At 34.3% G+C, this 19120-nt stretch carries 13 protein-coding genes; 7 read left to right on the top strand and 6 right to left on the bottom strand.

Features of this window, described 5'->3' with window-relative positions:
* Window positions 1-77: 77 nt before the first annotated feature.
* Entirely contained in the window at window positions 78-4937 is a 4860-nt protein-coding gene (locus tag H6X70_RS01100) for a sugar-binding protein (RefSeq protein ID WP_194765827.1), read from the top strand.
* A gap of 154 nt (window positions 4938-5091) precedes the next feature.
* Here the strand turns inward: H6X70_RS01100 and H6X70_RS01095 are convergent, their stop codons facing one another.
* The 4 genes from H6X70_RS01095 to H6X70_RS01080 form a co-directional block, all read right to left on the bottom strand.
* Window positions 5092-6282, bottom strand: coding sequence for a DUF1501 domain-containing protein (locus tag H6X70_RS01095; RefSeq protein ID WP_194765826.1), 1191 nt, complete (start codon window positions 6280-6282; stop codon window positions 5092-5094).
* 10 nt (window positions 6283-6292) lie between these two features.
* On the bottom strand, window positions 6293-7684 hold the full coding sequence (locus H6X70_RS01090; RefSeq protein ID WP_194765825.1) for a DUF1800 family protein: 1392 nt from the start codon (window positions 7682-7684) through the stop codon (window positions 6293-6295).
* Window positions 7685-7915: 231 nt separating this feature from the next.
* A complete protein-coding gene (locus tag H6X70_RS01085) occupies window positions 7916-8485 on the bottom strand; it encodes an HPP family protein (protein ID WP_228530225.1) in 570 nt (189 codons plus the stop codon).
* A gap of 89 nt (window positions 8486-8574) precedes the next feature.
* The gene (locus H6X70_RS01080; RefSeq protein ID WP_194765824.1) at window positions 8575-9456 is read right to left on the bottom strand and encodes a LysR family transcriptional regulator; all 882 of its coding nucleotides are present in this window, start codon (window positions 9454-9456) and stop codon (window positions 8575-8577) included.
* A gap of 324 nt (window positions 9457-9780) precedes the next feature.
* Here H6X70_RS01080 and H6X70_RS01075 point away from each other — a divergent pair, with 324 nt between their 5' ends.
* Both H6X70_RS01075 and H6X70_RS01070 read left to right on the top strand, forming a co-directional pair.
* Window positions 9781-12597 carry a M16 family metallopeptidase gene (locus H6X70_RS01075; RefSeq protein ID WP_194765823.1) on the top strand — a complete coding sequence of 939 codons (2817 nt, stop codon included), beginning with the start codon at window positions 9781-9783 and terminating at the stop codon, window positions 12595-12597.
* A 488-nt stretch (window positions 12598-13085) separates the two neighbouring features.
* Window positions 13086-14609 (top strand): aminotransferase class V-fold PLP-dependent enzyme, encoded by a 1524-nt coding sequence (locus H6X70_RS01070; protein WP_194765822.1) that lies wholly within the window; start codon window positions 13086-13088, stop codon window positions 14607-14609.
* A gap of 337 nt (window positions 14610-14946) precedes the next feature.
* On the opposite strand, the gene H6X70_RS01065 is transcribed toward H6X70_RS01070, so the two are convergent.
* Window positions 14947-15981 (bottom strand): RluA family pseudouridine synthase, encoded by a 1035-nt coding sequence (locus tag H6X70_RS01065; protein WP_194765821.1) that lies wholly within the window; start codon window positions 15979-15981, stop codon window positions 14947-14949.
* 3 nt (window positions 15982-15984) lie between these two features.
* On the bottom strand, window positions 15985-16542 hold the full coding sequence (locus H6X70_RS01060) for a PASTA domain-containing protein (protein ID WP_194765820.1): 558 nt from the start codon (window positions 16540-16542) through the stop codon (window positions 15985-15987).
* Window positions 16543-16713: 171 nt separating this feature from the next.
* Here H6X70_RS01060 and H6X70_RS01055 point away from each other — a divergent pair, with 171 nt between their 5' ends.
* The 4 genes from H6X70_RS01055 to coaD all read left to right on the top strand — a co-directional run bounded on the left by H6X70_RS01055 (window position 16714) and on the right by coaD (window position 19047).
* Entirely contained in the window at window positions 16714-17691 is a 978-nt protein-coding gene (locus tag H6X70_RS01055; RefSeq protein ID WP_194765911.1) for a D-alanine--D-alanine ligase, read from the top strand.
* Window positions 17692-17779: 88 nt separating this feature from the next.
* The gene (locus tag H6X70_RS01050; protein WP_194765819.1) at window positions 17780-18127 is read left to right on the top strand and encodes a type II toxin-antitoxin system RelE/ParE family toxin; all 348 of its coding nucleotides are present in this window, start codon (window positions 17780-17782) and stop codon (window positions 18125-18127) included.
* Window positions 18120-18419, top strand: coding sequence for a helix-turn-helix domain-containing protein (locus H6X70_RS01045; RefSeq protein WP_194765818.1), 300 nt, complete (start codon window positions 18120-18122; stop codon window positions 18417-18419). Before H6X70_RS01050 ends, H6X70_RS01045 begins: the two co-directional genes overlap by 8 nt.
* A gap of 172 nt (window positions 18420-18591) precedes the next feature.
* Window positions 18592-19047, top strand: a complete 456-nt coding sequence (gene coaD, locus H6X70_RS01040; protein WP_194765817.1) for a pantetheine-phosphate adenylyltransferase — start codon at window positions 18592-18594, stop codon at window positions 19045-19047.
* Window positions 19048-19120: the final 73 nt, after the last annotated feature.

The raw sequence follows: 19120 nt of genomic DNA, 5'->3' as shown, positions 1-19120 counted from the left end.
ATAAATTAATCGATTCTCAGCCCACCCATTAAGTAATTTCAAAATCTAAACTAAGATTAATTATTAAAAATGAAATTATGGGTAAAAAACAACTTTTAAAATTCAAATTATTTATAATTTGTTTTATTACATGTTCTCCTTTGCTTTTTTCGCAAAGTAATTGGATAACAATGGCCCCTGGTGGTGGCGGACAAATACAAGATATATATTTAGATCCAGATACACCAAATAAATTGTGGCTATCTAGTGATATGGAAGGCTGTTATGTGTCTAACAACCTAGGCGATTCCTGGGAATTTATAGGAAGAGACTTAAGCCATGGTATGGCCTTCAAAATACGAAAATCACCAAACGGAAACCTTTTACAAGGTAGTTTATGGGGAGCTCATATATCGACTAATAACGGGGAAAATTGGACACTCATACCAGAAACTAAAGCAGATGCTATTGCAACTATTGCCTTTAATACAGACGGTAGTACTATTGTTTTAGGGCCGAGTTGGCTCACAAAAGATCCTCAAAAAATTCAACCAAGTATCTCCGACCCTTTACAACAACTTACAGGTGAAAGATATATTTACTTATCACAAGATGGTGGGAGCACATTCACAAAAATAGTATATGAAACAACGCCGGGATACTATCAAGTTTATAACGCATTTATCCACCCGGTAACATCACTTATTTACCTTGGAACAGCATCTGGTTTATATGTATCAACCGATGCTTCGGGAACAGCATTTAATCGTATTCCTAACCCATCGGATGCTTATTTAGGTGAAGATGCAGGAATTCAAACCATGACGGTTTATAAAAGTGATGGCATTACAATAGATCCTAATGGCTATAAATTTAGTGGCGGTCTTTCAGGACTTGGTGCTTCTCCAGATGGTTCAAGATTATATGCTACTTTTCAAACAGGAAATCGGAATTGGGCCATATACACCATAAAAACATCTAACATGAGTGCATCTACACCAGAATGGGTGAAGGTAAGTGATAATTTATCGGATAAACCACAGTGGTTTAACCCAACTGTAGACCCACGTTCTACGGCAACATCTCATAAAGTGTTGGTTGGCACAGTATTTCTTGGCAGAGAAAATCGCGTGGGCTTGTTTGAAGGCACTATAAATTTTGATGCTTCAGGAAATGTAACAACAAACAGCTGGCAGCAAGTACTCTCTAAAGGCGGCGATTTTAAATTCGAAGAAGGATGGGAAAATGCAAGTCTTATTTCTAGAACTTATGGATATACTCCTGTTAGCTGGCCAGAAAGAAGAATTATATCTGGTGGAGGAAATAATTATTTTTACAGTAATGATCCTGCTGCTAGCGGCTGGCCATATAATGAAGATAGCTGGTTACCTATTTACACAAAAAAATCGACCGAAAGTTTTGGACCAGAGCATACCTGGTACTCTACGGGTTTCGCTAATACAGTATCCTACGATGTAGATTCTTATGGTAATTATGCTATTCAAGGAAATGCCGACCAAGGTATTTTAGAAAGCTGGGATTATGGTAAAAGTTGGACAAAAAACACCGTACCAAGAGGTATTACCAATGCTCAATCGGTTGCTATTACACATACAAGCACACCTATAGTATTAATGGATACACGTCCGGGTTACGGTATAGCCAGTTTAACTATAGGTAAATTCTACGCTAGAAAACTCACCGATTTAACCACCCAACCTGAAAGTAGCGATTGGCGTTTAATTGGTGGTGGATCAGATAAATCTAATATTATTAATGGACTACCTAATAGACAAGTTCAAGGGATTGCATTAGATGAATTACACCCTAGTCGTGTGTATTTAGGATTGAGATCAACCTATAGTGTAGGTGGCATTTTTGCTACAGAAGATATTGAAGCCGTATACAATAACGAGGCCAATTGGGTTGAAATTTCAACCCCTGGAATGCGTAATATAAGTTCGTTTAACGATATTTTTGTCGATCCAAACAATTCAAATGTTATTTGGGCTTCAGGGAAAGATATATACAAAGGAACCCGTACAGCACCAAACACATGGAGCTGGGAAATGTATGATACAACGATTCAAGACATGTATGTTTGGGATGATAATGGAACCACACGTGTAGCTGTTGCCCTAACAAATTCTAGCAATACAGAAGTGTTTCTACTTCAAGACCCAGATCAAGCTGGCTGGAATTCAGAATCTCGATTTATAGGAACTGGATTAACCATTGAAGAAACACTAAATATTCGTCCGCAAGTTTGGGTAGAACCCAATGAAACGATTGCTTTTGGCTTAATGGCTGGTTATAAAGATCAAATTTTTGTAGGTACAGAAAACTCAAAACATAAAAAAGGACTTGGGGTTTTTAAAGGCACCATTTCATCTTTAACACAAGTTGATTGGGTTGATTTTTCAACAGACGATCAAGGTCATGATCTTATCTATTCTAGAGATGCCGGCTCCGATTCTAAAATAATTAAAGAAATTAATGGTGATGTAAATTATTACATTCCTACATTTGGAACAGGAGTTTACAAACGTTTAATTGACACAGGTGTCATGGAAACGGCGGTAAAAGTTGACAAAAGTGCCTTAAGGTTTACTTCAATAATCAATAGTGAAAACACATTAACTATTGAAAGTACAACAAGCTGGAATTTAACAAACCTGCCTAGCTGGTTATCTAGTAACACAGTTTCAGGAACTGGAGACGCAACCATTACATTTACAACAACAGAAGCTAATACATCACCACAAAATCGGATAGCTACTGTAAAGTTAAATGCAGGCTCAAAACAGATTGAAATTTTAGTAACACAAACAGGAACGCCAATTCCAATAAACTTTGTGGATACACCAATAGGAATAGATGGAATTCAAGATGATCAATGGGATGCTATTACATGGCAAAACATAGATGCTAACCTTTTTGGAACAACTACAGATACTAGAGATAAATTTAAACTAGCCTATACAAGAGACAAACTATATATACTTGTAAGAGTTCAAGATGCGACTATTAACAAAGGTTCGGATGTGATGGCTGATCATATTCAATTGGCTTTAGATATCAATAATGATAAAAAAAGCATTATAGGCGACAGCGATTATCAATTTGTAATTACAAGCGACAATACGGTTATAAACCTACAAGGTATGCTTAACAACACCGAATCTGCAGCTAAAACCATAGCAGCTGGTTATGTATATGAAATAGCCATTCCTTGGGATGACTTAGGTACTATACCGGTTAACTTAACAGAACTTGGCTTTGAAATTCAAATAGCAGATAACCAACAAGGAAGTGATGTCGATCAAGCAAACCAATGGTTTTCTGATGTAAACTTAACTGACAACAATCCTTTTTCTTGGGGTACAGCCGCTCTAAATGGACCTGATGTACCTTGGCTAGAAACCTTTGATTTAGTGCCAAATTCAACTGAAGACTTAGGGTACACAGCCTGGTCAATTGATTTTGGAAACACCGATTTAGCCGATGAAAACGATTATGTTAAAGTAACCGACGATGGTATTTTAGAAGCTAGAGATATAGACGGCGTTGCTATTTTTAAAACCGAAGTCATAGACATTTCTCAAATTTCAAAAGTACGCGTACGCTTAGACGCTAAGGAGAAAGGAGACAATTTTAGAGAAGAAGAGTCTAATTTCATTAAATTATATGTCATTTTAGATGGCGGTGAACCACAACTCGTAGATCAATTAGTTGGCGATAGCCCTGAAGACGACATGTTTGTTGAATTGTCTACCAATGGTTTAGAAGGCAACTCTATTCAGGTTCTTGTTGAAATTTCTAACGACAGAGGAGGTACGTTTCACGCCATTGACAATCTTTTAATCGACTTTGGTCAAGACGAAGTATGTAATGCGCCAACAGCGCTTAATGTAGATAGTATCACGTATTCTGCAGTAATTTTATCTTGGGATTTTGAATTAGATGGCATAAACACGTTTCAACTTGAAATTAAAGAAACAGGAAGTGGTGTTTGGGAATCAGCCGAAATTCAAAATCAACTTAATCATCAATTCGACAACTTAATTCCCGAAACAACTTACGAATGGAGAGTACGCCAGAATTGCATTACCGGTACTTCGAGTTGGGTAAATGGTGATAATTTTACAACACCTATACAACCTATATTATCCTCGGTTTTTAGTGAAACTTTCGACGAAACAGGATGCTCACCTTCCAATGATGCTACTGTAGATTCTTATGAATGCTATAACAACCCGACTTCATATTATTCTGGGAATACAGGATTTGATGATAAATCGAATGACGGCACCTATGAAGGGGCTTCAAACGGACATCACATTTTCCTTACTGAAGTAGATCAAACTTTTGAAATAAATGGTATCAATACAATAGGGTATACAGGAACATCATTTCAGTTTTCAGTTAGGAAAAACGGAAACAATCAAGATGGTTCAGATCTTAAATTAGAAATCACTACAGATGGCGTAAATTGGAATAGAATAGATGTTATTTTACCAAAAGGGACAGACACAGCATTGCTTTGGTACCTTATTAAACCAGATGTCATGATAGAAGAAACTTCAAATTTTGGAATTCGATTTACAGCTGAAGGGAGCTCGAAGTATAAAATTGATGATATTAGAGTTAGAGGTGAAGAATTTTCTGAAGACGAATCCGATGATACAACTTTAGATATCAAATCCATTAATAAGTCAACAGGTTTAAGCCTATACCCTAACCCTGTTACAACATCATTAAGAATTAACGCCCAAAATACCACCTTAAATTCTGTTAGTATCTTTAATTCTAAAGGACAAATGATTCAAAATATCATTTCTAATACTAAACAAAATTCTATTTTAGATGTTAATACAGCACATTGGGATCAAGGTGTTTACATTCTGAAAATTCAAACAGACACTGAAGTTAAGATTTATAAAATCATTAAAAAATAATAAAAGAGTAACATATTTTTAATTTAAAAGGCAGTCTTAAGAAATTAAGACTGCCTTTTTTTATAAATCTACTCTTTAAACAACAGAAAAAAGAATCTTAGTTTATTGAGAGTGAATTTGGTTAATATGAATTAAAAAAAATGGAAGGCTGAAACTAAACCAAATGCATTTTACTGAAGGATTTGTTTAAAATAGTTTCATCGTTTACTGCCAGCCATTTATCTAAAATGGTCGCGTAAATAGACCTAAAATCTACCGTATATTTTAAGTCGCCATTGCTATCTAAATTCATTAAATCTGGTACTTCATTGTAAAAACCAGGCGTTTTTAAATTTTTCCCAATTAGAAATACATTATTTGCAGCACCGTGGTCTGTACCTTGCGCTGCATTTTGTTTTAATCGACGGCCAAATTCAGAAAAAGTTAGAATTAAAGTATCTTTAAAGGTATCGTTGGCTTCTAAATCTTTTACAAAAGCATCCATGGCATTTGCATACACATCTAACAATTTTCCTTGCTTGTTTGCCTGTCCTGCATGCGTATCGAAACCGCCCATGGCCACATAATACACGCTAGTACTTAAATGAGAGTTAATAAATTCTGCTGTTGTTTTTAGCTGTTTTGAAAACGGATCGTTAGGATATTCTTGCTTGCTTTTAAACGTTTTCGAGGTTTCGTAAATATATTTTGACGACGATTGAGCTTCAATCATAGTTTGGTATAAATAGCCCAAATTATGCTCACTTAAATGCGCATCACTTTGGGTGTCTAACACCTTTTTAAAATACGGTGTTTGCATATTTCTATTTAAAATAGCAGGATCTTTTGTAGCAATACCGTTTAAGTTTTTTCCTTTTAATATTAAAGACAAGCTATCGTCTATTTCAATGCCACCGTAAGGTTTTTTAATATATTCTTCTACATACCTACCTAGCCATCCGGAAGTTAAAAATTCATCTGAAGCACTTGCTGTTTGCCAAATATCTGTCGATCTAAAATGAGAACGATTAGGATTTGGATACCCCACGTTATTAATAACCGACAAATAACCTTTATCAAACAAATTTTTTAAAGGACCTAAATTTTTATGAAACCCAAGATTATCAGTCACCTTGATAAGATCGGGTTTAGAAAGGCTAATTTCTGGTCTGTTTTGGTAGTAAATATCATTGGTATAAGGTATAATGGTGTTTAGTCCATCGTTACCGCCAGCCAACTGAATAACCACTAATTTTTTATGACCTAAAGTAGCTTTATTTACCTTTTGAAAGGCGCTAATAAAATTAGGCACAAAAAATAAACTACTCGCTAAAGTACTCTGTTTAATAAAATCGCGTCTTTTCATAATTTACATTTTAGCACAGTTGGTATTCTGGAATAGACATTAATTGAATACAATAATTACGTTGATCTTCAAACTTTAAACGCGATAAAAGCGCTTCGGTATCTGGATCTATTTTAGCAATAATAAGCGTTTGCCTTATATCCTTTTGGGATACATCATGGTATTCTTTTTCAAAAACTTCCCAATGTTTAGTTGTTTTTATAAACCGCTGTTTATTGTTTTTTGAAGCGTAATAGGCTTCAAAATCATCTTCTAATTCGCCTTTTTCGTCTATATTAATTACGGCATTATTTAGCAAAATAGCTGGCAGTTTTAGTCGCAACATAAGTGTGTTACTGTCTATCCAGTTTCTGTCGCCTTTCCATCCAGCCACATTGGGCGGATATAGAAGCACTTGTCCCATAACCCGTTGAATGTATAGAAGTTGCTTCTTTTTTTGAAACGTAATAGGTACGGTTTTTTGTATGCCTACCAATAGTTCCATGGGTGATTTTATTTTGGAGCCAATATTTTTTTCATCGTAAAACCAATCGGAATTAAATAGATAAAGCATTAAATCTTTAATATTGTAATTTTTATAAAACTGATTGGTTAAAGCTTCAATATGAATGGTATCTGGCTCTGGATTTACAAAATATCTGTAAATTTTATCACAAATAAATCGTGCACATTGTTTTTGTTGTAAAATGATATCAATAATAGCATCACCATCAAAATTACCAGTTTGTCCAAAAAAAGTTTTTTCACCAAAATCATGATGCCTTTTTCTTAAAAAGAAAGACCCATCGCGCTTAAAAGACCACCCTGTAAAGGCACGCGCCGATGCTTTAATATCGGCTTCAGTATAATTTCCTACCCCTAAAGTGAATAATTCCATGAGTTCTCTGGCAAAATTCTCGTTTGGGCTCGCCTTTACATTTTGCCTATTGTTTAGGTATTTACTCATGGAAGCTTGACGCGCCATTACTTTCACAAAATCGCCAAAATTACCCAATGCAAAACGCCTAAGCATATTGTTATACTGCTGCATGTGATACACCGAATTATCGCGACAAACAAAAACATTGGCCCAGAACAAGGTCATTTTTTCGGCTAAAACAGCTTCTGAAGTTGTTAATCGATTAATCCATGCAGCATTGAATTCTATCGTTTTTTCACGACCTAATTTTTGAAGTTTTCGTTGTTCCGCTTTTTCTTCAACTGTTGAAGGCTTTTTGTAATCTGAATTAAAATACGATTCAAACTCCGAAAGATCCAGACTAAGCGGTTCTACTTTTTTAGAGGCTTCGAATAACTTGGCAACAATTTCTTTTTTAGACTGTTTTTTTAATTGCTGAATGGCCTTATAATCTAAACCAAATCCGGCTCTAAAATACAAATGTTGAAGATGTCTGGTTTTCATAGCTTTGGAGATTTAAAACTTTAGACTGAAATATAAGCAATTGGTTTAATTCTGAATAGAAATAAAAAAAAGGCCATCTAAAAAGTAAGTAAATTTGATTTGTCAGGTTGAGCTTGTCAAAACTGATAGTGATTAGCAATCAGTTAGAAATATTTCGACAAACTCAATATGATATCAATTATACTTTTTAGATAACCTCTATAGTATGCGCTTAATAAAATTCTATGCGCTTTATTTTCTATTTTGCTTAACAGGGTATTGCCTATGGCGAGCAAATTTATTGGTAATGTAGGCCGTTATTAGTAAAATTAAAACACCAATCCCTACTGGGTTAATAACGTATAAAAATCCTAAATCTTTAATTTGAGCACTTCCTATTACGGCTATTAACGCTGTTGCGCCTCCTGGCGGATGCATGGTTTTTGTTATTTGCATAACCACAATAGCTAATGAAACGGCTAAAGCGCAAGCCAACCAACTTAACTCGGGATTTGGAATTAACTTCGCAATAAGTACACCTATAAAAGCACTTAACAGATGGCCGCCAACCAAATTTCTTGGTTGTGATAACGGACTACTAGTCTCGCCATAAATTAGAACTGCCGAAGCACCAAACGAACCAATTAAGAAGATGTTATCCAAAGAGGATAAGGTTATACTTTGTAAACTTCCTATTAAAGCAATTCCAAAAAAGGCACCAATAAAAGACCATAAATGATCGATAGGGTCGATTACGGTTTGCTTTAAAACCATAATTTTTGCTTTGCGATATGTTTTACGACGTTTCATTTTACGTTCCATAATTACAGAGAACTGTTTGTGAATTTTAAAACAAAGGTAAGCCTTCATTATAATACAAATGAAATAAAAAAAGTTATATGTAATAACTTTTAGTTATGATTAAGTTTGATTAATTTCTCGAAAAAATCTTTAGTTTTCGACTGAAACCCTTGGCGGGAAACAAAATAAAACCAACGTTCAAGATTAAAATTCTGAATATCGATAATTTTAAGTTTGTTGTTTATTAAATCGTCGCTTACAGAGTGAATAGATAGTAAAGCATAACTTTTGGAATGGTATAAATAATTTTTAATCGCAATGGTACTGTGCAACGTTACGTTAGAATTTAAATGCTTTATACCGTATTCGTTAAGTTTTTTATAAATAATTTCGCGAGTTCCAGAGCCAAGTTCACGCTCTACCATTGGTAAATGTTCAATATCACTTAATTGCAACATGCCCGTTTTAAACTTGGGGTTATTCGCGCTGGTTACCAAAACAATTTCATCTTTTATAAATTTTTGGTATTGCAATTGTTTGTTGTGGCTGCTGCCTTCAATAATTCCAAAATCTAATTGTAATCCTGTTATTAAATGTTCGATATGCTCGGTGTTCCCACTAATTAACTGAATGCTGGTATTTGGCGTGTTTTTTTCTGATTTGGCTAAAATTTGCGGTAAAATAAAATCGGCTAAAGTCGTACTCGCCCCAAATTTTATATGCTTTTGCTCGTCTTGATCTAGAGTTAAAAAATGATTGTCTAAATCGGCATAAAGGGCAAGGATTTTTTCAACATATTCTAAAAACTCAAGTCCATCGGGCGTGAGTTCTATATTGTTCCCTAAGCGAATAAAAAAAGTCTTTTTATAAGTGTCTTCAAGGCTGCGAATGGTTTTAGACACCGCAGGCTGCGACAGATTTAAAATTTCGGCAGATTTAGTAAAACTCAGGTTTAAAGCAACTTCTTTGAATATTTTAAATTTAACTTTCATAAAAAATTTATATGCGGAACAATTTAAGGATTCCAGTTTATAAACCATAAAAATTATAGTTCTAAAACTTTACTACCGCATTAAAAGTACACAAGTAAAAATCAACCATAATTCGAAACTGAAACAACCGTAATTTCAACACAGAATTGACACAACAAAACCTAAACGCTATAAAAACTAAATATCAACAGTTATTTTTACCCTTTCTAATTCCTTTTTGTTTGATATTAGAAACCATACAAATAGTTCTTAAAAAATTAATTTAACATTTCTTTAATAGGGGAAGAATCAATTTAATGCCTCTATATAATAAAACAACTCACCATGATACAACAACCAAAGTTCAAAATTATTTCGGCAATTGTACTGTTTATGGCAGTATCCTTATTTGGCTATGCTCAAAAAAACAACGCAAACTTTTCAAAAGTAAAAGAACTTCAAGGCATTGAAGAATACCTGTATAAACCAAACAACATGAATATCTTGTTGGTACAGGATAATTCGGCTCCCGTTGTTACCGTACAAATAGTATATCGCGTAGGGTCAAAACACGAAGTAACAGGAAACACAGGTTCAACACACCTTTTAGAACATTTAAATTTTAAAGGCACTCCTACTTTTAACAAACGTAACGGCAACTCAATATCTAAAGTGTTACTAGGTATTGGCGCAAAAATGAATGCTACCACTTGGAAAGATAGAACCAACTACTATGAAACCATTCCAAGCGATCAATTGGAATTGGCACTTCATATAGAATCCGACCGTATGCGTAATTCGTTATTGCTAAAAGAAGATAAAGATTCTGAAATGACTGTGGTTAGAAATGAATTTGAACGTGGTGAAAACAGTCCAAACCGCTTATTAGATAAAGAAATTTGGGCAACAGCTTATATGGCGCACCCATATCACCATAACACTATTGGTTGGCGTTCGGATATTGAAAACATGCCTATAGAAACCTTAAAAGATTTTTACAACACTTACTATTGGCCAGATAACGCCACATTAACGATTATTGGCGATTTTCAAAAAGACCAATTATTCTCACTAATTGATAAATATTTCAGTAAAATATCCAAAGCACCAAATAGCATTCCTGAAATTTATACCGAAGAGCCTGAGCAATTAGGACCACGACGTATCACTATCAAAAAACCAGGTCAGCAAGGCTTAATTTCTATTGCTTACAAGATTCCTGGTCGTATGCATGACGATTTACCTGCATTACATATTTTAGGCGAAATTATTGGCTCTGGAACCTCATCTACCATCAACAAAACTTTTGTTGATACTGGTTTAGCTCTTTATGGTTATGCAGGGGCATCCAATTTTGCAGATGTTGGTCTTTTTAGTGTGAGCCTTGGTTTGGCTGCAGATAAAAATCTTGAAGACATGAATGCTAAAATGTTAAGCATGATTGAAAAAGTGAAAGATGAAGGGGTTCTGCAAGAAGATGTAGACCGTATTGTGGCTAAAATTTCAGCACAAACTATTTTATCTCGTGATGGTTCTGGTAGCATTGCAGGGCAATTAACAGAAGCCATTGCTGGTGGCGACTGGACCGATTATGTTAACAGCGTGGAACGACTTAAAAAAGTAAATGCTGATGATGTAAAACGCGTTGCCAACACCTATTTAGTTGAAGACCAAAGTACCACTGGATTTTTTATTCCAAAAACATCTGGTAGTAACGAGGAAACTACTGAAGAAGCTTCAGAATTTATGCAAAATACGGATAGCAAAAATTACTTCAGAAACCCAAAACACGATCATGATGCTTCCTGCTTCGATGATCATTCTGAAAACGTTTCACAAAAACAATTTACTGAAATTACTTCGGCTTACGAGAGCATTCAGCCAACTGCAAACAACGACCGTTTTACAAGAAAAACTGTTGCTGGAATCGATGTTTTAACCGCTAAAACTGGAGCAAACGATTTCCTTACAGTAAATGCTAGCTTTCCTATTGGAAACTATTTAAACACAAACGGCAATGAACGCATACCTGGGTTAACTACTCAAATGTTAAGCAATGGTACTTTAAAAAATGATAAGTTTCAATTTTCAAATAAACTAGATAAACTAGGGGTAAGACTATTTGTAGGAGCTGGAACTTACACTATTGACATCAATTTTAAATGTTTGAAAAAAGACTTAACTGAAGTTATCAACTTACTTGCTGAAGAATTAAGAGAACCTTTATTTGACCAAAAGGAATTCGATTTGTTAAAAGAACGCATGTTAGGAAACATAAAAAAGAGCTTAGAAAGTCCTGCTGCACAAGGAAGAACTGCACTTTCTCAAGCCATATATCCTAAAGGGCATCCTAATTATACATCAAGCACTGAAGATGTAATTAAAACCTTAGAGTCTGCTACTTTAGCAGATGTAAAAGCATTTCATAAAACCTATTTTGGTCCTGCAGGAATGCACCTTGTTGCTGTTGGAGATGTGGATAACAAAACCTTATACCATGCGATAAACAAAGCCTTTAAAGGTTGGAAAGGCGGTATTAAAACCAAAGCAGAATTTAAAAACCCAACAAAATCTGAGGCCTTAACAAAAGTAATTACCATTGCCGAAAAACCAAGTGCAGAATTGTTTATTGGTGAATATACAGGCATTGAGAGAATGGATAAAGACTACTTACCATTCTATATGGGGACAAATATTTTAGGCGGCGGATTTTCTGGAAGATTAATGCAAACCGTAAGAGACAACGACGGATTAACCTATAGCATTCGCGCACAACACTCAGGTGAAGTTAATACAGGTGGTTTTTGGTTGGTAAATGCTTCTTTTAACCCAAGCTTATTTCAAAAAGGATTGGATGCGACTATGGTTCAAATAAACAAATGGGTTAATGATGGCGTTACTGCTGAAGAATTAGCCTCTTATAAATCAAATCTAAAAGGGAGTTATAAAGTAAGTTTAGCGACAACCACCGGCTTATCGAGTGCTTTATTAGATATTTTAGAACGCGGTCAAGACCCTAGCTATATCGACCAATACCCTAAAGATATTGATGCGGTAACCTTAGAAGCCGTTAATACAAGTATCAAAAAATATATTGATCTAGATAAACTAATCATTATAAAATCTGGTTCGTTAGACGAAAATGGTCAACCTTTAAAATAATATAAAAACATCTTTTATAAACTTTAATGTTATAAAGTTGAGTTAGTCAAAATTAAAGATGCAAAAAGCGGCTGTTTTAATCTAAAAGCAGCCGCTTTTTAAACCAATTTAACCAGTATAAAAAGCCACAATAAGCGTTAACAATAAGCTCCTAAATTGTTTAAGATTGAAATTATTTTCAAAACAAAAAAGAAAGGTTAAAAAAAAGATTTCAATAATAAATGCTGCCGTACACTATGTGGTTTTCGATGCTAATAAAGACTTACCTCCTAAAGCCATACAATTGTTTTTTAATTTGAAATAGAAACTTCTTCAAGCCCTTTTAAAGTTTTCAAAATAAAACATTATAGCCTAAATCAATTAAATTTGTAAGCATTTAAACCCATAAACAACAATTTTAACAACTACAAACTCAATATTATTAAAAAATAATTACCTTTATTTCTTTTTAAATTGAGTGAAGTACTTCACTAAAACAACTATTAAAAATGAATAAAATAAGTAATCTTATAAAAGGTGTTGTTGGTTCGAAAAACACAACATCTCAATCTAAATTAGAAACTCATTTTGCCCCATTTAGAGAAAATATTGTTGGTAACGACACTTATTTTATTTCACCTTACGGAAAGAAAAAAATTATTTATGCCGATTGGACGGCTAGTGGTCGATTATACAGACCTATTGAAGAAAAACTACTCAATGAAATTGGTCCCTTTGTAGCCAACACACATACCGAAACCTCTATTACAGGCTCGACAATGACGAGAGCTTATCATGATGCCAGACACATTATAAAAAACCATGTTAATGCTTCTAAAGACGATGTTTTAATTACGGTTGGTACAGGAATGACGGGTGCCATAAACAAGTTTCAACGTATTTTAGGCATCAAATTAAATGAAAATTTAAAAGACCATGTAGAGATTCCTGATGCCAAACGCCCTGTGATTTTCGTTTCGCATATGGAGCATCATTCTAATCAAACGTCATGGTTAGAAACCATTGCTAGAGTAAAAGTCATTCCTTCAAATAAAGAAGGATTACCTTGTTTAAAAAGTTTAAAAACACTTCTAAAAGAACATCAAGAATCCCCTATTAAAATAGCTGCCGTTACGGGCTGTTCAAACGTGACTGGTATTCGCACAAATTACTACGAAATTGCCAAAATCATGCACCAAAACAATGGTTTGTGTTTTGTCGATTTTGCCTGTTCTGCACCTTATGTAGCTATAGACATGCATCCTAAAGATGAAGACAAATATTTAGATGCCATCACCTTTTCACCACATAAATTTTTAGGTGGCCCTGGCAGTTCTGGAGTTTTAGTATTCAATAAAAAACTATACAAAAATTTAGTACCCGATAACCCTGGAGGCGGTACCGTAAATTACACCAACCCATGGGGCGACCATGATTATATAGATGATATTGAAACCCGTGAAGACGGCGGAACTCCTGGTTTTTTACAAGCCATAAAAATTGCACTTTCTATTCAGTTGAAGGATAAAATGGGAGTTCAAAATATTTTAGATCGCGAGCATGAATTAAATGCTATCGTTTTTAAAAGACTTTCTAAAATTAGTAATTTAAATATTTTAGCACCTAAGCATAAAGACCGTCTGGGTGTGTTTTCTTTTTACATAGAAAATGTGCATTACAATTTAATTGTAAAACTTTTAAACGATCAGTTTGGCATTCAAACACGTGGTGGTTGTTCATGTGCCGGCACCTATGGTCACTACTTATTAAATGTAGATGAAACCACATCAAGATCTATTGAAAAGAAAATATTAGATGGTTGTTTGATAGAACGTCCAGGTTGGATTAGAATGTCTATTCACCCAACCATGACCAACGAAGAAATCAACTTTATTTGTGATGCCATTGAAGACGTTGCTAAAAACTATAAAACTTGGGAAAACGATTATGAGTATAACGCCACCAAAAATGAGTTTACACATAAAAACGACTTAGACATAGAAAAAACAATCACCGAAAATTGGTTTAAATAATTGGTTTAGTAATTAAGGTCTTCGAGGGGAATCGAGTACCCTTTCAGTTGGATAAATTGTTACAGAGTTTCAAAGATTCAAAGTCACAAAGTTTCAGAGCTTCAGAGCTTCAGAGTGATAAAGCATGTTGGAGTTTTGTGTGGAGCACATTTATTTCTGCATCAAATTAAACAAGTTTCTAATCCCATATTTTCAGGGAGCGCAGTTGAGAAGTGATTTTTTGACAAAATTATTGTTCTCGACTCCGCTTGAATACCCAAAACACATCATAAAAAAAGGTAGCCATTTAAAAACAGCTACCTTTTTTAATTTATATAATTTACAATCAAACTCTAAATTAGAGATCTTGATGTTTAGAATAATGTCTCCATTTTTCAATACACTCCTGAATATCATCTGGAATTGGCGTATCAAAACTCATAAATTTTGATGTTTTTGGGTGTACAAAACCTAAAGTTTTGGCATGTAAAGCCTGTCTTGGCAGGACTTTAAAACAATTATCTACAAACTGCTTGTACTTTGTAAAAGTTGTTCCTTTCAATATTTTTTCACCACCATAACGTTCATCGTTAAAAAGGGTGTGTCCAATATGCTTCATGTGTACACGAATTTGGTGTGTACGTCCTGTTTCAAGCTTACAAGACACCAAAGTGACGTAGCCTAAACGTTCTAAGACTTTATAATGCGTTACTGCTGGTTTGCCCTTATCTTCTTCATCGTCTAAAAACACGGTGTTCTGTAATCTGTTTTTAGGATGACGTCCAATATTGCCTTCTATAGTGCCTTCATCTTCTTCAATATTCCCCCAAACTAAAGCTACATATTCACGTTCGCTGGTTTTTTTAGCAAATTGTAAGGATAAATGTGCCATTGCTTCTTCAGTTTTGGCTATTACAAGTAAACCACTAGTATCCTTATCAATTCGATGTACCAAACCTGGGCGTTCGCTAGAATTATTTGGCAAATTTTCAAACCTGTGAATCAAGGCATTAATAAGCGTTCCCGAATAATTTCCATGACCTGGATGCACCACCATTCCGGCAGGTTTATTTACAACCAAAAGGTCGTCATCTTCATAAACTACATCAATTGGAATATCTTCACCAACCAATAAATTTTCATGGGGCGGATGCGAAAACAAGACCCTAATTTTATCGTTAGGCTTCACCTTGTAATTCGATTTTACAGGCTCATCATTCACATAAATACTACCGTTTTTGGCAGCAGCTTGAATTTTATTACGCGTGGCGTTTTCAATAAAATTCATTAAATATTTATCTATTCTAAGTGGTGCTTGCCCTTTATCTACTGTAAAAGCATGATGCTCAAACAAATTGTCTTCGTCTGGTAATTGCGGTGTATAATCATCCATAAATTAAGGGCGGTTGCCGTTTCCTAGTTGTAAATCTATCACAGACGTTTTTTCTAATTTATCGCCAGCATGAAGTGTGTTTCCTTTGTTTGATAATTTTAAAACCATGTCCTTACCAATGTTATCTACATAGGTAATTTTGCCAATTTTAAAACCAAAAGCTTCTAAAGTTGGTTTTACTTGTCGGAAAGTTTTATCAATTAAACCATCTGGAATGGTCATTTTTCGATATCCTGAAGGATTTACGGTAACATAAATTTTTCGATCTTCCTTAACTTTCGATCCCGACACAGGTTCTTGATCAATTACCGAATATTTAGGATAATCGGGGTTGTAATTGGCAGAATCCTGAACTTTAATCTCTAATTTATTATCTTTTAAAATCACTTGAGCCACATGAATCGATTTGCCTTTTAAATCGGGAACGGTTTCAAATTCGCCATGATTGGTTGTAATATTCAACCATTTTAAAATAATATAACAAAGCACAACTACAGCTACAATAGCTAACCCAATTTGCTTTAAAAATGTTTTACTGGTAATAAATTTAACTAAGCTCATTTATAGATTTTTCAGTAGCACAAATATATAAAAACAGAACTGTTTTTTCTTTTGGCATTTATATGATATTTTAGCTTAACTAAAATAAATGTCGATTTATTGCCATTTATAGTCTTAAACCAGGTTTTAATCATATTCCCTACAAACGGAATTCACCAAATAAAAGTAATGATGAAAAAAAATATTGCTATCATCATGGGCGGTTATTCTAGCGAATACAAAATCTCCCTTACCAGCGGAAACGTTGTTTACGAAACTTTAAACCCTAATAAATATACCGCCTACCGCATTCATATCTTTAAAGACAAATGGGTATATGTTGATAAAAGCGACAATGAATTCCCTATGGATAGAAATGATTTTTCGGTAAACGTACAGGGTGAAAAAATCACATTCGACTGTGTGTTTAACGCCATTCACGGGTCGCCAGGTGAAGACGGTTATATGCAGGGCTATTTTAAATTATTAAACATCCCACACACCAGCTGCGACATGTATCAGGCTGGTTTAACCTATAACAAACGTGATTTATTAAGCGTATTAAAACCCTACGGCATAAAAACTGCAGAATCTTTTTACTTAAATCAAGGCGATACCTTTAATGAAGATGCCATTATTGAAAAAGTAGGTTTACCATGCTTTGTAAAAGCCAATAAAGCAGGCAGTAGTTTTGGTGTGAGTAAAGTGCATAAAAAAGAAGATTTGCAAAACGCAATCGATGTGGCATTTAAGGAAGACGACGAAATTATTATTGAATCTTTTTTAGATGGCACCGAAGTTTCGGTAGGCGTGATTACCTATAAAGGAGAAACCAAAGTACTGCCCATAACCGAAATAGTTTCAGAAAATGATTTTTTCGATTACGAAGCTAAATACCTAGGAAAATCGCAAGAAATAACCCCTGCCCGATTAACAAAATCGCAAGAAGAAAATGTAAGCCAACAAGCCAAAAAAGTTTACGAAGTTTTAAAAATGAAGGGGTTTAGTCGCAGCGAATTTATTTTTAAAGACGGTGAACCGCACTTGTTAGAAATGAATACCATTCCTGGTTTAACCCGAGAAAGTATTTTACCGCAACAAGCCGCTGCTGCAAATATTTCTTTAGCTGATTTGTTTGATAATGCTATTGAAGAGGCCTTGAAAAAATAAGCTTAATTCTATTTGAATTTCTTTAGGTTATACTATAATAAAACACTTCATATTTGGAAAAAGTTATCTTTTAAGTTAACTTTGTTTGATGATTAGAAAAATAATCTTCTTTGAAAATCATTTCATTGAGTTTTATCAAAAACAGAATATTAAGGTAAAAGGAAAGATTCAATATACATTTGAACTACTTAAACAAGTGGAACGTGTGCCTGAAAAATTTCTAAAACATTTAACTGGAACAAACGGACTTTATGAAATCCGAATTGAATACCAATCAAATATATACCGAATATTTTGCTGTTTTGATGATGGTAAATTAGTAATACTTCTCAATGCTTTCCAAAAGAAAAAGCAAAAAACACCGAAAAAGGAACTTGAAAAGGCTCAAAAATTAATGAAATTGTATTTTGAAAAAAAAGCTAATGAAAATGGATAAATATAAAAACATAACAGATTTCGATCAACTAATTGAAGTTGAGCACGGAAAAATAGGGACTGAAAGCAGAAACAAATATGAGGAAAATGCCCAAATGTTTATTATTTCCGAAATGCTTAAAGACGCTCGAAAAGCTGCGAACATGACTCAAGAGCAGTTAGCCGAAAAAGCAGGAACGAAAAAAAGCTATATTTCCAAATTAGAAAATGCCAAAGGAAATATTCAGCTTTCTACATTAATCCGGATTTTTGAACAAGGATTAAATAAACGAATCGGATTAACATTTCTCTAAAAACACCATCCTTAATCTCTCCTAAGCAACGAGCGAAACCACTAAGTGAATAGCTATTAGAATTGTATCTTTATAACAATTTACTATCTCCTACAGATTGTTATAAGGACATTTAAAATAAAGAAATTAAATACGATTTCCGCCTTTGCGGGAATGAAAAAAAGGCATTTCTATGAAACGAGCATTATTTCCAGGATCTTTTGACCCCATTACATTAGGACACTACGATATTATTACCCGTGGCGTTACCTTATTTGATGAAATTATCGTAGCCATTGGCGTTAATGCCGACAAAAAATACATGTTCTCTTTAGAAGAACGCAAAAAATTTATAGAAGAAACCTTTGCACACGAACCTAAAGTAAAAGTGGCAACTTATGAAGGTTTAACCGTCGATTTTTGCAAAAAAATAGATGTGGAATTTATTTTACGCGGCCTAAGAAACCCTGCCGATTTTGAATTTGAAAAAGCCATAGCACACACCAATCGCGATTTAGCACCCATTGAAACAGTGTTTCTTTTAACCTCTGCCCAAACCTCATACATTGCATCAAATATTGTGCGTGATGTAATTCGAAATAATGGGGATTATACCAAGTTGGTCCCTAAGAATGTTAGGGTTAAGTAGAAATATTGTTATGGAGTTATGGAGTTATGGAAAATAAGCTTAATTTCAGACAAAGCTAAAACCGTTATCTTAA

Source organism: Tamlana sp. I1 (genome assembly GCF_015355625.1).
Classification (GTDB): Bacteria; Bacteroidota; Bacteroidia; order Flavobacteriales; family Flavobacteriaceae; genus Pseudotamlana.
Note: the sequence above shows the minus strand (reverse complement) of the source record. Positions and strands in the feature narration are given on the sequence as shown.

Bases quoted from the DNA above. Each gene is read 5' to 3' on its own strand.
- H6X70_RS01055 (WP_194765911.1), top strand. From the start codon at position 16,714: ATGAAAAAAAATATTGCTATCATCATGGGCGGTTATTCTAGCGAATAC.
- coaD (WP_194765817.1), top strand. From the start codon at position 18,592: ATGAAACGAGCATTATTTCCAGGATCTTTTGACCCCATTACATTAGGA.
- H6X70_RS01050 (WP_194765819.1), top strand. From the start codon at position 17,780: ATGATTAGAAAAATAATCTTCTTTGAAAATCATTTCATTGAGTTTTAT.
- H6X70_RS01075 (WP_194765823.1), top strand. From the start codon at position 9,781: ATGATACAACAACCAAAGTTCAAAATTATTTCGGCAATTGTACTGTTT.
- H6X70_RS01060 (WP_194765820.1), bottom strand. From the start codon at position 16,542: ATGAGCTTAGTTAAATTTATTACCAGTAAAACATTTTTAAAGCAAATT.
- H6X70_RS01090 (WP_194765825.1), bottom strand. From the start codon at position 7,684: ATGAAAACCAGACATCTTCAACATTTGTATTTTAGAGCCGGATTTGGT.
- H6X70_RS01045 (WP_194765818.1), top strand. From the start codon at position 18,120: ATGGATAAATATAAAAACATAACAGATTTCGATCAACTAATTGAAGTT.
- H6X70_RS01100 (WP_194765827.1), top strand. From the start codon at position 78: ATGGGTAAAAAACAACTTTTAAAATTCAAATTATTTATAATTTGTTTT.
- H6X70_RS01085 (WP_228530225.1), bottom strand. From the start codon at position 8,485: ATGGAACGTAAAATGAAACGTCGTAAAACATATCGCAAAGCAAAAATT.
- H6X70_RS01065 (WP_194765821.1), bottom strand. From the start codon at position 15,981: ATGGATGATTATACACCGCAATTACCAGACGAAGACAATTTGTTTGAG.
- H6X70_RS01080 (WP_194765824.1), bottom strand. From the start codon at position 9,456: ATGAAAGTTAAATTTAAAATATTCAAAGAAGTTGCTTTAAACCTGAGT.
- H6X70_RS01095 (WP_194765826.1), bottom strand. From the start codon at position 6,282: ATGAAAAGACGCGATTTTATTAAACAGAGTACTTTAGCGAGTAGTTTA.
- H6X70_RS01070 (WP_194765822.1), top strand. From the start codon at position 13,086: ATGAATAAAATAAGTAATCTTATAAAAGGTGTTGTTGGTTCGAAAAAC.